16 protein-coding genes are annotated in these 14076 nt (G+C 42.0%); 12 read left to right on the forward strand and 4 right to left on the reverse strand.

Translation table 11 applies throughout. The features are described from left to right. Positions 1-101: 101 nt before the first annotated feature. Positions 102-947: a DNA/RNA non-specific endonuclease gene (locus AB0756_RS11245; RefSeq protein ID WP_038090777.1), complete on the forward strand. Its 846-nt coding sequence runs from the start codon at positions 102-104 to the stop codon at positions 945-947. Here the strand turns inward: AB0756_RS11245 and AB0756_RS11250 are convergent, their stop codons facing one another. After that, positions 948-1388 carry a nuclease A inhibitor family protein gene (locus AB0756_RS11250; RefSeq protein WP_237265812.1) on the reverse strand — a complete coding sequence of 147 codons (441 nt, stop codon included), beginning with the start codon at positions 1386-1388 and terminating at the stop codon, positions 948-950. Positions 1389-1523: 135 nt separating this feature from the next. Here AB0756_RS11250 and AB0756_RS11255 point away from each other — a divergent pair, with 135 nt between their 5' ends. The 4 genes from AB0756_RS11255 to AB0756_RS11270 all read left to right on the forward strand — a co-directional run bounded on the left by AB0756_RS11255 (position 1524) and on the right by AB0756_RS11270 (position 4105). After that, complete coding sequence (locus AB0756_RS11255; RefSeq protein WP_038090775.1) at positions 1524-2240, forward strand: pyridoxine 5'-phosphate synthase; 717 nt, start codon at positions 1524-1526, stop codon at positions 2238-2240. Positions 2241-2369: 129 nt separating this feature from the next. Further along, entirely contained in the window at positions 2370-3032 is a 663-nt protein-coding gene (locus AB0756_RS11260) for an ester cyclase (RefSeq protein WP_038090773.1), read from the forward strand. A gap of 37 nt (positions 3033-3069) precedes the next feature. Then, positions 3070-3399 carry an MgPME-cyclase complex family protein gene (locus AB0756_RS11265; RefSeq protein ID WP_038090771.1) on the forward strand — a complete coding sequence of 110 codons (330 nt, stop codon included), beginning with the start codon at positions 3070-3072 and terminating at the stop codon, positions 3397-3399. 58 nt (positions 3400-3457) lie between these two features. Beyond that, complete coding sequence (locus AB0756_RS11270; RefSeq protein WP_038090768.1) at positions 3458-4105, forward strand: hypothetical protein; 648 nt, start codon at positions 3458-3460, stop codon at positions 4103-4105. 66 nt (positions 4106-4171) lie between these two features. On the opposite strand, the gene AB0756_RS11275 is transcribed toward AB0756_RS11270, so the two are convergent. The 3 genes from AB0756_RS11275 to folD all read right to left on the reverse strand — a co-directional run bounded on the left by AB0756_RS11275 (position 4172) and on the right by folD (position 6752). Next, on the reverse strand, positions 4172-4645 hold the full coding sequence (locus tag AB0756_RS11275; protein ID WP_017745413.1) for a divergent PAP2 family protein: 474 nt from the start codon (positions 4643-4645) through the stop codon (positions 4172-4174). Between the two features lie 101 nt (positions 4646-4746). Then, positions 4747-5673 carry a geranylgeranyl diphosphate synthase CrtE gene (gene crtE / locus AB0756_RS11280; protein WP_038090766.1) on the reverse strand — a complete coding sequence of 309 codons (927 nt, stop codon included), beginning with the start codon at positions 5671-5673 and terminating at the stop codon, positions 4747-4749. 200 nt (positions 5674-5873) lie between these two features. Further along, complete coding sequence (folD, locus tag AB0756_RS11285) at positions 5874-6752, reverse strand: bifunctional methylenetetrahydrofolate dehydrogenase/methenyltetrahydrofolate cyclohydrolase FolD (protein WP_038090845.1); 879 nt, start codon at positions 6750-6752, stop codon at positions 5874-5876. 296 nt (positions 6753-7048) lie between these two features. Here folD and AB0756_RS11290 point away from each other — a divergent pair, with 296 nt between their 5' ends. From AB0756_RS11290 to AB0756_RS11320, 7 genes are all read left to right on the forward strand, one after another. Then, on the forward strand, positions 7049-7456 hold the full coding sequence (locus AB0756_RS11290; RefSeq protein ID WP_038090763.1) for a hypothetical protein: 408 nt from the start codon (positions 7049-7051) through the stop codon (positions 7454-7456). A 96-nt stretch (positions 7457-7552) separates the two neighbouring features. Next, entirely contained in the window at positions 7553-7996 is a 444-nt protein-coding gene (locus tag AB0756_RS11295; RefSeq protein ID WP_038090760.1) for an NUDIX hydrolase, read from the forward strand. Positions 7997-8051: 55 nt separating this feature from the next. After that, complete coding sequence (locus AB0756_RS11300; protein WP_038090754.1) at positions 8052-9170, forward strand: AI-2E family transporter; 1119 nt, start codon at positions 8052-8054, stop codon at positions 9168-9170. Positions 9171-9363: 193 nt separating this feature from the next. Further along, positions 9364-9609: a type II toxin-antitoxin system HicB family antitoxin gene (locus AB0756_RS11305; protein WP_038090840.1), complete on the forward strand. Its 246-nt coding sequence runs from the start codon at positions 9364-9366 to the stop codon at positions 9607-9609. 118 nt (positions 9610-9727) lie between these two features. Continuing rightward, positions 9728-12322, forward strand: a complete 2595-nt coding sequence (gene mutS / locus AB0756_RS11310; protein WP_050045134.1) for a DNA mismatch repair protein MutS — start codon at positions 9728-9730, stop codon at positions 12320-12322. 123 nt (positions 12323-12445) lie between these two features. After that, a complete protein-coding gene (locus AB0756_RS11315; protein ID WP_038090750.1) occupies positions 12446-12994 on the forward strand; it encodes a dihydrofolate reductase family protein in 549 nt (182 codons plus the stop codon). A 288-nt stretch (positions 12995-13282) separates the two neighbouring features. Beyond that, a complete protein-coding gene (locus tag AB0756_RS11320; protein ID WP_237265811.1) occupies positions 13283-14071 on the forward strand; it encodes an alpha/beta fold hydrolase in 789 nt (262 codons plus the stop codon). The last annotated feature ends 5 nt before the right edge of the window (positions 14072-14076 follow it).

Consider the following 14076-nt stretch of genomic DNA (forward strand, 5'->3'; position numbering starts at 1 on the left):
GGGTTGATGTTCTAATGAGAACCGTGCTTGAGAAGCGTTAATCCCCAATATCTAAAAAACTGTCTGCAAACTGCGCCTGCAATACACTGTATTGGAAGATAATGTTCGCCTCCAAAAAACTTCTCATTCTGCTAATCACACTTCTCCTGACACTGGTTGTCGGATGTACGATTCTTTTTCCAAGACCGCTTGCTACTAACCCTCGCTTACCATTTGGTAATCCAAGTAATGCCAGTCAAACGGACCCAAATAATTATTTAATAGAAAAACCTCAATATGTTCTTTCATACAATAGAGATAAAGGAATTCCCAACTGGGTCAGCTGGGAATTAAATCAATCTTGGCTGGGTGAAGCACCAAGGTCTAATAATTTTCGTCCTGACGATACCCTTCCGGAAGGCTGGTATCGTGTCACCCCTAACGATTACACGAAAAGCGGTTTTGATAAAGGACATATGGTACCTTCTGCCGATCGCAGCAATAATCCTGAAAATAATGCTGCTACTTTTTTAATGACAAATATTGTTCCTCAAGCACCCGATAACAATCAGGGTTACTGGGCGCGTTTGGAAGATTATGAGAGATCTCTAGCCAATCAAGGCAATCAGTTGTATATCATAGCAGGAGTTTACGGTCAGAAAGGAACTATTGCTCAAGGAAAAGTTTCTATTCCCGATCGAATTTTTAAAATTATCATAGCGATCGCACCTAATGACAGTGTAAATAGGATTAATGAATCTACAAGAATTATTGCTGTTGATACTCCCAACACAAATGGTAATCGCGATGCTGCTTGGACTGAATTTTTAACCAGTATTGATGCTATTGAATACCAGACAGGTTATGATTTTTTATCTGAGGTTAACCCTTCTATCCAAAATATTTTAGAATCTAAAAAGTATCAAATAAGTGATTTAAAATTAAAGAGCAAAACGCGCAAAAAATAACTAAGTTTCTACTACTTTTACAGACAGCCCTGCTAAACGATTGTTCAAGGTTTTCCCTATAATATAAACATCAATACTGATAGTTCCAAAACGCATGACTTTGATATCGCTAAGGTTTTCTTTCAAAACTTTCACAAGATTTTGATACTTATTGACAGTTATTTTGTCTTCTGCACTATGCCAGTTCTGTTCTGCGATCGCAACTTCAAAAAACGAGTCAAGTTCAACCATTTCAACAGGTGTCTCTAAAGGGAGCCCTATTTTTTGAAGAACCAACTCCGGCGTAATATCCTTTTGCTCAGAATCATCCCAAAGAAAAACTTCAAAAGGTGACTCGGACTCACTGATAAACAACAAACCATCTGATGCTTGTTTTAAAATGTTAATCAAACTTAAACTACTGTTAGAGGGTTGTTCGGAGTTGCTCAATTTATAATTCACTCTAAATGTCTTCTATTCCACTTTACTCATTAATTACCTCTGCCGTGCCTGGAGGACTGATAAAAATGATAACGCCATAAATTCACAATTTCCAGTAAAATCAAGTCCTGAGGATTGTAAACAGGGAGACTCAGGTTGGCTACACTTGGTGTAAACATAGACCACATTGCCACCATTCGACAGGCGCGGCGGACGGTGGAACCAGACCCCGTAGCTGCAGCGGTACTTGCAGAATTAGGGGGTGCAGATGGCATTACCGTGCATTTGCGCGAAGACAGGCGACACATTCAAGAACGCGATGTGCGCTTACTGCGTCAAACAGTCAGAACTCATCTTAACTTGGAAATGGCAGCTACCGATGAAATGGTTGCTATTGCCCTAGATATCCAACCTGATTATGTCACTCTAGTTCCAGAAAAACGGGAGGAAGTCACTACAGAAGGAGGGCTGGATATCGTTGGTCAAATCGATCGCATGGAAGCCGTTGTCAATAAACTGCAAGGTGCTGGTATTCCAGTTAGTTTGTTTATCGATGCTGAACCTGCACAAATTGAAGCTTCTGTCAAGATTCAAGCACAGTTTATTGAACTTCATACCGGGAGATATGCTGAAGCTAAAAATGAAACCAGTCGCCAACAGGAATTAACCTTTCTAGCTAAAGGATGCGAGCAAGCAATACAAGCAGGATTGCGCGTGAATGCAGGTCACGGGCTGACTTACTGGAATGTTTTCCCCATTGCTACTTTTCCTGGTATGGAAGAGCTGAACATCGGGCATACTATTGTCAGTCGCGCTGTGCTCGTGGGTATGGAAAGAGCAGTCCGTGAAATGAAACTAGCCATGCGCGCTTAACAGTGAACGGTTAGAGCTGACTGGTAACCCGTGGAAACTGATAACTGATAACTGAAATAGAAGGGTTGTCAATGCGAAAATCCAAAAGCTTGTTTGCATTTCTCAAGTTAAATCGGGATTCAAACTTCTATGAGCGCAGAACAATCTAACAACCTTCCTCTTTGGGTACAGGACAGAGACACGGTTATAGCAAACAGTGGGAATGCTGAATGGCGTTCTCAAACTCCACCAGATTACACTGATTCTAAAGAAGGGCTGGCAAAAGAAAGTAAAGCTAACCATTTTGAAGGTTCACTCGAAGCTATTGTGCAAAATTTGGTGAGAACCTTTGAGATGGAAGCATCTTTCAAGACTAACCCCTCTCAGTGGCTATCTGTTGTTAACGAGCAATTCCGCATGAGTAGCAATGGAGGTCCAGAATACACAGCATCAGATGTGATAAACTCAGGGACTTATAATCTATTTATGCCGGATACAGAAGATTACAAAGCTTCTGAAGAGACTTTTGAATCATCGGGGAAACTTTTCCGCACGGCATTTCCTAAAGGATTTTTGTGGGAAGTCTTAGAGGTTTTCTCCGGTCCCCCCAACGTAACATTTAAATGGCGGCATTGGGGAACTTTTAGCGGTTCGTACAAAGATTATCCGTCAACAGGGGAGACAGTGGAGATAGTCGGTATGAGCATAGCCCGTGTCACTGATGATTTAAAAATTCTTTCGGTGGAACACTACTTTGATAACAGTCAGTTTCTCCAAAAGTTAACTGTTGGTAAGAAACAAACAACAACTTAGTATCATCATAAAGTGCGATCGCAAGAAGAGACGAAAAATGCAAAAATACTATTACGTTTTGGCAAGTCAACGATTTTTACTAGAAGAAGAACCCATGGAGGAAGTTCTTAAAGAACGAACCCGTCATTATCACGAACAAGAAAAAGAAATAGATTTTTGGGTGGTTAAAGAACCAGCTTTTCTAGAAGCACCTCAAATGGCACAAATCAAGGCAAAGTGTCCCCAACCTGCAGTGGCAATTGTTTCTACTGACTCCCAATTTATTACCTGGTTGAAACTAAGATTGGAGTACGTCATCACTGGCGAATTTCAAGCTCCGTCGCCAGCGATCCCTGATGCTTTAGCATCTGTTGCTACCGTATCCTAAATGTAAAGACGCGCCATGGCGCGTCTTTACACTATAAATTTGAAAAAAGAATAAAATTATGTATCAAGCAATTGCCCGGACGTTAACAAAATCTTTAGTCAGTAGTTTATTGCTAGCATTTAGCAGCTTAATTGCTGGCGTAGATTCCGCCATTGCTCAATCACAAAATGTACCTGTCTGTCAACCACCTGGTGCAGGTGAATACCTTTTATTGGTTATTAGTCCCACATCAAATAATCAAAATCAATTGCGTCGTGCGTTACCTGGAGAACTCAAGACAACGACGTGTAGGTACTTGAAAGATACAGTGACGCGGATAGGTGGATTTCGCAGCATAGACGATGCCAATCGCTGGGCGAGGTACATCAGCAATGTTGTTGGGCTATCTGCTATCATCACAACTCGACCAACAGAAGCTACGCCCGGTCAAAATGTCACCTACAAACCGGAGCGATTGGGAGAGGGTTATGCTGTACTAGTTGATTACTATAATCGTCCGGAAGTTGCCAATGAAGTACGGGAAGTTGTAGGAGGAAATGTAGGTTTTGCTACCTACGGGCAACGCCCTTACTTATTAGCTGTTTACACAAATAACCAAAAAGATGCATACACTACATTGCAAAAGCTAAGCGAGCAAGGCTTTTCTGCTGTACTGGTAGATAGTCGAAAAGTTTTGCTGTTACGCTCGGCTGTACGCTTGCAGTAAATTTGTCGTAGGGTTATGAATTATTCTCCCTTGTCTCCCCTGTCTCCCCTGTCTCCTATCAGGTGATTAAGGATTGACAACGAGTACGCCGGTAGACCTGGCCAACCATGATATGGTGATACCTAAAGCTGAACCTGCTATAACTTGAACGGGTGTGTGTCCCAATAATTCCTTGAGGCGATCGCCGTTAAAGTTTGGATGTTCGTGGAATAATTCATCAATCATTTGATTGAGAATGCGAGCTTGCTTACCCGCAGCTTGTCGCACTCCTGCTGCATCATACATGACAATGATGGCAAAAACCACAGCAACTGCAAATTCGGAAGAAGCCCAACCTAAAGTTTGTCCAATACCCGCTGCTAAGGCTGTCACCAAAGCGGAATGAGCACTGGGCATTCCTCCTGTAGTTACGAGAACATTGACGTTCAGTTTGCGATTTTTCACTAACTCAATAACCAGCTTTAGCCCTTGAGCAATCAAACTAGATATTAGAGCTACGAAAAGCACTCGGTTTTCTAAAATGTCGCTTATGTCCTGCATACTATTTATGAATTATGAATTATAAATGATGAATTATGAAAAGAAATATGAATGATAAATGGTGACTTGTAAAGCCGTCTTTCATCATTCATTTTCATTATCTAGCGATCGCGAGTTATTATAAAATGGGCGATCGCAATTAATGCTTGCGCTTTTGCTCCAAAAGGTTCGAGTTCAGTACAAGCCTCTTCAATCAGTTGTTGAGCTTTTGCGCGAGATTCTTCTATTCCCCAAAGACTGGGATAGGTAACCTTATTGGCTTGTAGGTCTTTGCCAGCTGTTTTACCCAATTGCTCTGCAGTCGCAGTGATATCTAGAATGTCATCAATAATTTGAAAAGCAAGCCCAATATTTTGGGAGTAGCGAGACAGGCGTTGCTCTTGTTCTGCTGTTGCTCCTGCCAAAATACCACCACAAACGACACAAGCTTCCAAAAGAGCACCCGTCTTGTGAGTGTGAATGAAATTTAACGTTTCCAGAGGAGTATCTGTTTTGCCCTCCGATTCCAAATCCAGCACTTGACCGCCTACCAATCCAGTTGCTCCAGTTGCGTGACCCAACCGAGCAACCACTCTTAGCACCCGTTCTGCAGGAACATTTTGAGTTTGGGTTGCAACATACTCAAAAGCATAGGCGAGTAAACCGTCTCCAGCTAAAATCGCAATATCTTCACCATAAACTTTATGGTTGGTCAGCTTACCGCGTCGATAGTCGTCGTTATCCATAGCAGGTAGATCGTCATGAATTAACGACATCGTGTGGATCATCTCCACGGCAACGGCAGTCGGTAGAGCCATTTCAATAGTACCACCAAGCATTTCATTGGTAGTCAGACAAAGAATTGGTCGCAACCGCTTCCCACCCGCTAGTAGGGAATAACGCATTGCTTCATATATTTTTTCTGGATAATGCACGAGTACAGCCTTATCCAAAGCTTCATCACAAAGCTGTTTTTTCTCTTTGAGATAAGCTAACAGGTTAAATTTACCTTCCTGTGGAGTTGTCTGAATGTTATCTGCTGCTACCATCCTTAATTATCCTTGATATTCCGTTGTCTACGTAACAATTTTACGGGAAAGCGTCATTCGTCATTGGTGCCGATACCAATTTTGGATAAATGGATTTTGGCTCTTGGATTGAAATGCATTGTATTTTAGCTATCTTCACTGAAGGGCAAACAATCCTGTTAATCCTAATTTGGTATATTTTGCTGACACAAGATAAATGACTAATTTTTGAAATTTTGCCTGTAGCTATTCACAGTGTTTTGCATCAACATAGCTACAGTCATGAGACCTACGCCGCCTGGAACTGGTGTCAGAAATTCCGCAACTCTAGCAACTTCTTCAAAGCGAACATCACCCACGATGCGACTGTTACCACTTGAGTCTGTCACGCGATTGATCCCCACATCTACCACAACAGCACCTGGTTTCACCATCTCAGCAGTGATGAATTCCGGACGCCCTACTGCTGCAACTAGAAGATCGGCATTCTTTGCGATCGCGGGTAAATCTTGCGATCGCGAATGAGCAACCGTCACGGTAGCATCTGCTTCGAGTAGCATCAAAGCCAAAGGTTTACCGACTAGAATACTGCGTCCCACCACCACTGCTTGCTTACCTTGTAGGGGAATGTTGTATTCTTCCAGTAAACTCATAATGCCAGCAGGAGTGCAACTGCGTAAACCCACCTCACCCCGCACCAACCGTCCTAAGTTTTCGGGGTGCAAGCCGTCAGCATCTTTATCTGGAGCAATTTGATATAGCAAGTGCTGGGCATTCAAGTGATTGGGAAGAGGCAATTGTATGAGAATACCATCCACTCGCTCATCAGAGTTAAGTGCAGCAATAACTTCCTCGAGTTCGGCTTCTGTCGTTTCTGTAGGAAAATGCCTACCAAAAGATGCAATACCAATCTTCTTACAGGCGCGTTCCTTTCCACGTACATACGCTGCTGATGCTGGATTATCACCCACCATCAGCACTGCCAATCCGGGCGGGCGTCCTATTTTGGGTTGAGCTTCTTTAATGACAGCAGAAAGTTCTTGCTGAATTTTTTCTGCCTTAACTTTACCATCAAGAAGTTTGGCTGTTTTTGTATCCATCACAATTCGTAGAAGAAGAACGCTACGCAGTGGCATTGCCATCTCATGCACAATTCGCATTCGCGTTTAAACACCACATTCAATATCTTCTCAGATTGCTTGTAAGTCGGTAGGCAAAGATAAAACCAACTATGTAAAGAAATATAAAATTAGAGTCTCGGGACTGGAAACTGGGGCTTATTGTGTCAATCCCGCCCCCGAGCGCTACTTAACCGATAAAAATATCGCTACTTAACCGATATAAATTGTCACTAGCCGATCCCTGATGCCAAAATTGGCAAGTACAGGTAATCATTATGCAAAAAATGAAAAATTTAAATATATTGTTTTTGTATCAGTACGCCCTAGTTTTATCCTTACGCCTGGGATTGACAGTCCTCCTTCTGACAGGAGCGTTTGGCTGCACTAATTTTGGTCGATATGGCTGGAATACAATAGGAGCCAATATCACCCCCATTCAGGAAATCAAACCGCCGAAAGAGGATGATGCAACAGTCTACGTACAGGGAAAAGTTGAGAAACGAGTCCCTTTATTAAAGCGGTTGGGATATCAAATTGACGACTCTACCGGTAAAGTATGGGTAATTACCAATCAAACTGGTATAAAAGAGGGAGATAAAGTTGTTTTTAAAGGTAAAATACGCTACCAATCTATTCCCATTGCAGGGAAAGAGTACGGAGAAATTTACCTAGAAGAAGAGTAAGTATAATTTGTTAGCGGTTAGTGGTTAGTGGTTAATAGCAACCAACAACCAACAACCAACAACCAACAACCAACAACCAACAACCAACAAATAATTATGCAAGTACAAGTTGCAATTGCGATACTCTACCGAGAAAACAAATTCCTAATGCAGTTGCGGGATAATAAACCCAATCTTCTCTATCCGGGACACTGGGCATTTTTTGGCGGACATATGGAACCGGGCGAAACCCCAGAGGAAGCAGTACAGCGAGAAATTTTAGAGGAAATAGGTTATAAGTTACCACCAAACTTTTCCAAGTTCGGCTGCTATTCTGATGAAATAGCGTTGCGTCATGTTTTCCATGCACCGCTATTAGTAGAATTAGATCGGTTAGTTCTAAATGAAGGTTGGGACATGGGTTTAGTAGCACCAGAATACGTTCAACAAGGGAGTTGCTACTCAGCAGTTGCAGGAGAAGTCAGACCAATTGGAGCAGTCCATCAACGTATTCTGTTAGATTTTATAGAGAGCAAACCTATGCCACTCGCTAATGCTTAATTACCAGTCCCAATTAGCCATTAGCCATTAGCCATTAGCAATTAGCAAATCATTAATGACTCCAAACAAACTACCACAATGGTTAAGTCTGGGCTTAGCATTTCCCCTCGCTATACTCAACGCTTGGGTGTTGCTTCAGGTTGTACAGTATTTCCAACCCCTAGTAAGCATTCTTGTCGCCGCCCTCTTGCTAGCTTTTGTTTTAGATTATCCAATTCGGTTTTTCCAAAAACGAGGCATAAATAGGAACTTTGCCATTGTCAGTGTTTTGCTGTTAGCTGTAGTCATTGTTGGGGCTTTAGCTGTTACTTTGGTTCCCTTAATTCTGGAACAGCTCAACGAACTAGTAAATTTTTTGCCTAATTGGATTGATTCTGGAGCACAACAAATTCAAGCTTTTCAAGCCTGGCTTGCTACCCAAACCGTAACCCAAGATCTGCCAGTTAATTTAAGTAGTTTGGTCACTCAACTGTTGGATAGGTTTTCCAACCAACTTCAGTCATTAACAGGTCAAATCCTTGGTTTTGCCGTAGACACGATTGGCAGTTTGGTGAATGTACTGCTGACAGTAGTCATTACAATTTATCTAATACTGAATGGAGAAAAACTTTGGGATGGAATTTTTCAATGGTTTCCTTCTTACATTAGCTCGCCGATACGGCAATTATTACGTGAGGATTTCCAAAATTATTTCATCGGTCAAGCAACATTGGGTGCATTGCTAGCGCTGACACTCATACTGATATTTTTAGCGCTACAAGTACCCCTAGCTTTACTTTTTGGTATTGGTATTGGATTTTTCTCCCTCTTTCCTTTCGGTACGGGTATAGGGATTGCAATAGTGACCTTATTAATTGGATTGCAAAATTTTTGGTTGGGAGTGGAAGTTTTAGCTGTTGCTGTACTTGTGGATCAAATTAATACTAACTTTGTTGCTCCTCGAATTCTAGGAAATTTGACTGGGTTAAACCCTGTTTGGGTTGTAATTTCCTTATTGGTAGGTGCAAAACTCGGAGGACTGTTAGGTTTGTTGGTTGCTATACCTATAGCTAGTTTTATCAAAGATGTAACAGATAGCTGGCGTGATGGAGGTTTTAGAGTTCCACCCAGTGAGGATGCTTCCAGTGACGGTGTGGCTTTAGGAAAAACGGAAAATGTGATTTTAGAGCGATAATTTATATGGTAAATCATTGGGGGGAATTCAGATGGAAGGTAAAAGATTTATCCCCTGCTTGCGATTAGAAAATCTCTTATCTTATGGAAGTGAAGCGTCATTCCCTTAGATCTCGATCGCCTATAGAGAATTGGTGAAATCTGAGGAACAACATAAAGCTAGAATGGAGCACATAGGTGAGGTAATACAGATAATGTTAGCAAGTTATATTGACCAAGCAATGGAACTCGCAGTTTACGAAATTATTGAAGATGATGGAACTTACTGGGGTGAAATTCCTATTTTACAGGGAGTCTGGTCAAATCATCACACGCTTGAAGGTTGTCGGCGGGAATTGAGAGAAGCTTTGAGCGACTGGCTAGCATTAAGATTGCGTTTGGGATTGATGATTCCTGTAATAGTGGGTATTGACTTAAACAAGCTGACTGAACCAGTATAAAGAATGTCTAGAAGAAACTAATCGAAGTGATTAACAAACCGTAAACAATTTGTGAGTATCACCAACATCACGTTATCATCGGATCTTGGCAGGCAGCCTTGTGTATTGGTAGACACTCATGACCGCTTCTCATACACCCCAAACAACCGAACCGAGTAACCCGAATGAGCCCATCGGCGACTACCGCACGGTAGACCGCAGCAAACTCAGCAAGATGTACCAGCACTATGTAGAAGTGAAGGAAAAGTATCCTCACGCTCTACTGCTGTATCGGGTAGGGGATTTTTTTGAAACATTTTTTCAAGATGCCATTGTTGTATCCAGAGAACTGGAACTGGTTCTGACTAGCAAACACGGAGGAGAAGTCGGTAGGGTACGCATGACGGGTGTACCCCATCACGCTTGGGAACGGTACACGACTCAGTTGGTAGAAAAGGGATATGCTGTTGTTATTTGCGATCAGGTAGAAGATGCTTCAGAAGCTGTAGGTTTAGTTCGTCGTGAAGTGACGCGCATTCTGACTCCCGGTACATTGTTGGAAGAAGGAATGCTTAAGTCAAGCAGAAATAACTACTTGGCGGCTGTGGTCATTGCAGGTGACTATTGGGGTTTGGCTTATGCAGATATTTCTACAGGTGAATTCTTAACCACTCAAGGGAGTAATCCAGAACATTTGACACAGGAACTTATGCGCTTGCAGCCTGCTGAGGTGCTCGTTCCCACTAACGCCCCAGATTTGGGAAGTTTATTGCGTCCGGGAGAACGTTCGGAACATTTACCTGAATGTTTGCCTCCATCTTTTTGTTATAGCTTGCGATCGCAAGTTCCTTTCTCCCAAGGCGAAGCCAGAACAAGATTGTTGCAAAAGTTTAAAGTCCGTTCTTTGGAAGGCTTGGGTTGCGAACACCTAGCCCTGGCTGTGCGTGCGGCGGGTGGGTTGCTGGAATATTTGGAAGATACACAGAAGGAAAACGCGATCCCCCTACAAACGCTCCGGACTTACACTCTCACGGATTTTCTCATTATTGACCATCAAACACGGCGCAATCTGGAAATAACTCAAACTGTACGTGATGGCACTTTTATTGGTTCTCTGCTTTGGGCGTTAGATAAAACTTCTACACCAATGGGTAGTCGTGCTTTACGACGATGGTTGTTGCAACCATTGCTTGATATTAAAGGTATTCGCGCAAGACAAGACACGATTCAAGAACTTGTTGATAACAATTCCCTGCGCCAAGATCTGCGACAGTTATTGCGTCAAATTTATGATATAGAACGGCTTACAGGACGTGCTGGTTCTGGTACTGCTAATGCTAGAGATTTATTAGCTTTAGCCGATTCCCTATCTCGTTTGCCTCAAATAGCAAATTTGGTTTCTGTTGCTCGTTCTCCCTTCTTGAAAGCTTTGCAAAAAGTACCACCAGGAATGGAAGAGCTAGCACAAAAAATTCGCCTTCATATAGTAGAGTCACCACCTTTACATATTAAGGAAGGGGGATTGATCCGTTCTGGAGTTGATGCTCAATTAGATGAACGACGCGCCACTGTTGAAGATGACCAGAAATGGATTGCTAATTTAGAAGTTGATGAACGAGCAAGAACGGGAATTGCCAATTTAAAGGTAGGATTTAACAAAACTTTTGGTTACTATATTGGGATTTCCCGTGCAAAAGCCGACCAAGTACCATCGAATTACATCCGCAAACAAACCCTGGTGAATGAAGAACGCTATATCACTCCGGAGTTGAAGGAACGGGAAGCCAGAATTCTAACAGCGCGGGATGATTTAAACCAGTTAGAATACGAAATTTTTGTAGCCTTGCGAGAGGAGGTAGGTACGCAGGCGGAAGTGATTCGCAATATTTCCCGTGCAATAGCAGCAGCAGATGTTTTGTGTGGGTTAGCCGAGCTAGCAATCTATCAGGATTACTGTCGTCCGTCCGTGGTGGAAGGGCGAGAAATCACAATTATTGATGGGCGTCATCCCGTGGTGGAACAGTCTTTACCTTCCGGTTTCTTTGTACCGAATTCCACTCATTTGGGGAATGGGGACCAGGGAAATTCCCCCCCTCTCCCCCTCCCCCCCTCTCCCTCTCCTGATTTGGTTATCCTTACCGGACCAAATGCAAGTGGTAAAAGTTGTTATCTCAGACAGGTGGGATTAATTCAACTGATGGCGCAAATAGGAAGCTTTGTACCCGCACGAGAAGCACAATTGGGAGTGTGCGATCGCATTTTCACTCGTGTCGGTGCGGTAGATGATTTAGCAACAGGTCAATCTACTTTTATGGTGGAGATGAACGAGACAGCAAATATTCTCAACCACGCCACATCAAAATCATTGGTGCTGTTAGATGAAATTGGTAGGGGAACAGCGACTTTTGATGGTCTTTCTATTGCTTGGGCTGTCGCTGAGTACTTGGCAACAGAAATCCGCTCCCGAACAATTTTTGCAACACATTACCATGAATTGAACGAATTGGCTTCGTTGTTATCAAATGTTGCTAATTATCAGGTCACAGTTAAAGAATTACCAGATCAAATTATCTTTTTGCACCAAGTTCAACCGGGAGGTGCTGATAAATCTTATGGGATTGAAGCGGGAAGATTGGCTGGTTTACCAAAAGTAGTTATTCAACGAGCAAGACAAGTGATGGGACAGATTGAAAAGCACAGTAAGATTGCACTAGGGTTGCAGAATTTGGAATAAAGAAAGCCCTTTTTTAAAAAGCAGAAAGTACGTTCGTAGTTGAGCTTTAGCCCCTGCATCGCAACTACGAACGAGAAAGGATTGTTTGCTCCAATTGACTGGTACACAAAAAAGAACATTAAAATGAGAAAACTCGTTTATCACGTAGGTACAACCCTTGATAGTTATATCGCTCACGAAGATGGTTCAATTGACGGCTTCTTAAAGTTTGCAGAGGGAGAACACGTAACAGAATACTTTGAAAGTCTCAAGACTTACGATACAGCAGTCATGGGAAAAAGAACATACGAGTTTGGTTATCAATACGGAAACAAACCAGGAGAACCTGCATATCCTCACATGAAAAATTACATATTCTCAAAGACTTTGAAATTTGATACAGAACTAGACGATCGAGTTAAAATTATCGCCCAAAACGAACTAGAAGCGATCGAGCAATTGAAAGAAGCCGATGGAACCGATATTTATTTGTGCGGAGGTGGAACCTTTGCAGGTTTTTTGTTAGATAACGAACTCATTGATGAACTTATCATCAAACTTTATCCCATTATTCTTGGTCGAGGCATAAAACTTTTTGGCAAGAGTAAAAAAGCAATTCATTTGTCGTTAATTAACTCAAAAAGCTACAACACAGGCGTATTGTTATTAACTTATAAGTTAAATTATAACTAAAAAAGCTTTGCGCCTTTGCATGAAATTCTTCAACGCTCGAATTGGGATGCTCCCTATAGAATTGGTATTACAGCAAATTCAGAGTTTATGAGGTAAGTACTTCATTCAAATTCCGACGTTTAAAAGCAACTCTGCAATTGTTGTACCTCACATACCTCAAAATGCTGTATTTTTATGAACTCAGAAATCTGGACTGATATAAGCCTTGAGAAAGGTTCGCCCACCCTCTAAGCTTGCTACTGTAATATTATCGCTGAAGTGATTTATCGAGTCATAGTGAATGAGGTTGTGGCTTTGAAATCCCAATTAACGAATCATCGAGTTGATTTACAAGATTGCACTATATTTTATCAGCAAAGTAAGTTGGAGTCGAGTTCAATCCCCATCCTATTTCTACATGGATGGGGAATTTCTACGGAGCCTTATACTGAAGTGCTGACATTGATAGCACTTCAGCATACCATAATTGCTCCTGACTTGCCCAGTTTTGCGCGATCGACTCACTCTGAGCTAATTCCCGATTACGCAAGCTACAGCAAATTTCTCCTGTCATTTCTGGAAGCTTTGAATTTACAACAATTTCATATAGTAGGACACTCATTAGGTGGAGGTATTGCCATTACTTTATCTACACTTGTTCCAGAAAAAGTCAGAAGTGTCATTCTGGTAGATAGTACTGGAATTCCCTCACCATCTATACCGGAGATGATACCGCGAAGGGCGATCGAAATGACGGTTCAAATGTTTCTTCCAAGACCCAGATTGAAATTAGTTGATATCCCTTTGGTGTTCTCCTATAACTTGTTATTCAATACGGGAAATGTCATTCAAGGACTGCTAATTTCTATATACGAAGATATCAGCCATCTGCTACCGAAAATTCAAGCTCCATGCTTGTTATTATGGTCTGATAAAGACCTAACTACGCCATTAAATAATGCTCAAGAAATGGCAGCAATTATTCCCAACTCTAAATTAATTACTGTAGAAGAAGGTTTGCACGAATGGGGACTCTGGTATCCTGAGAAATTGACATCACTCATACTGGATTTTATTGCTCAGCTCGAGCAATATTGATACGG

The sequence above is a fragment of the Tolypothrix campylonemoides VB511288_2 genome (assembly GCF_045999855.1).
GTDB classification, from domain to species: Bacteria; Cyanobacteriota; Cyanobacteriia; order Cyanobacteriales; family Nostocaceae; genus Scytonema; species Scytonema bouteillei_A.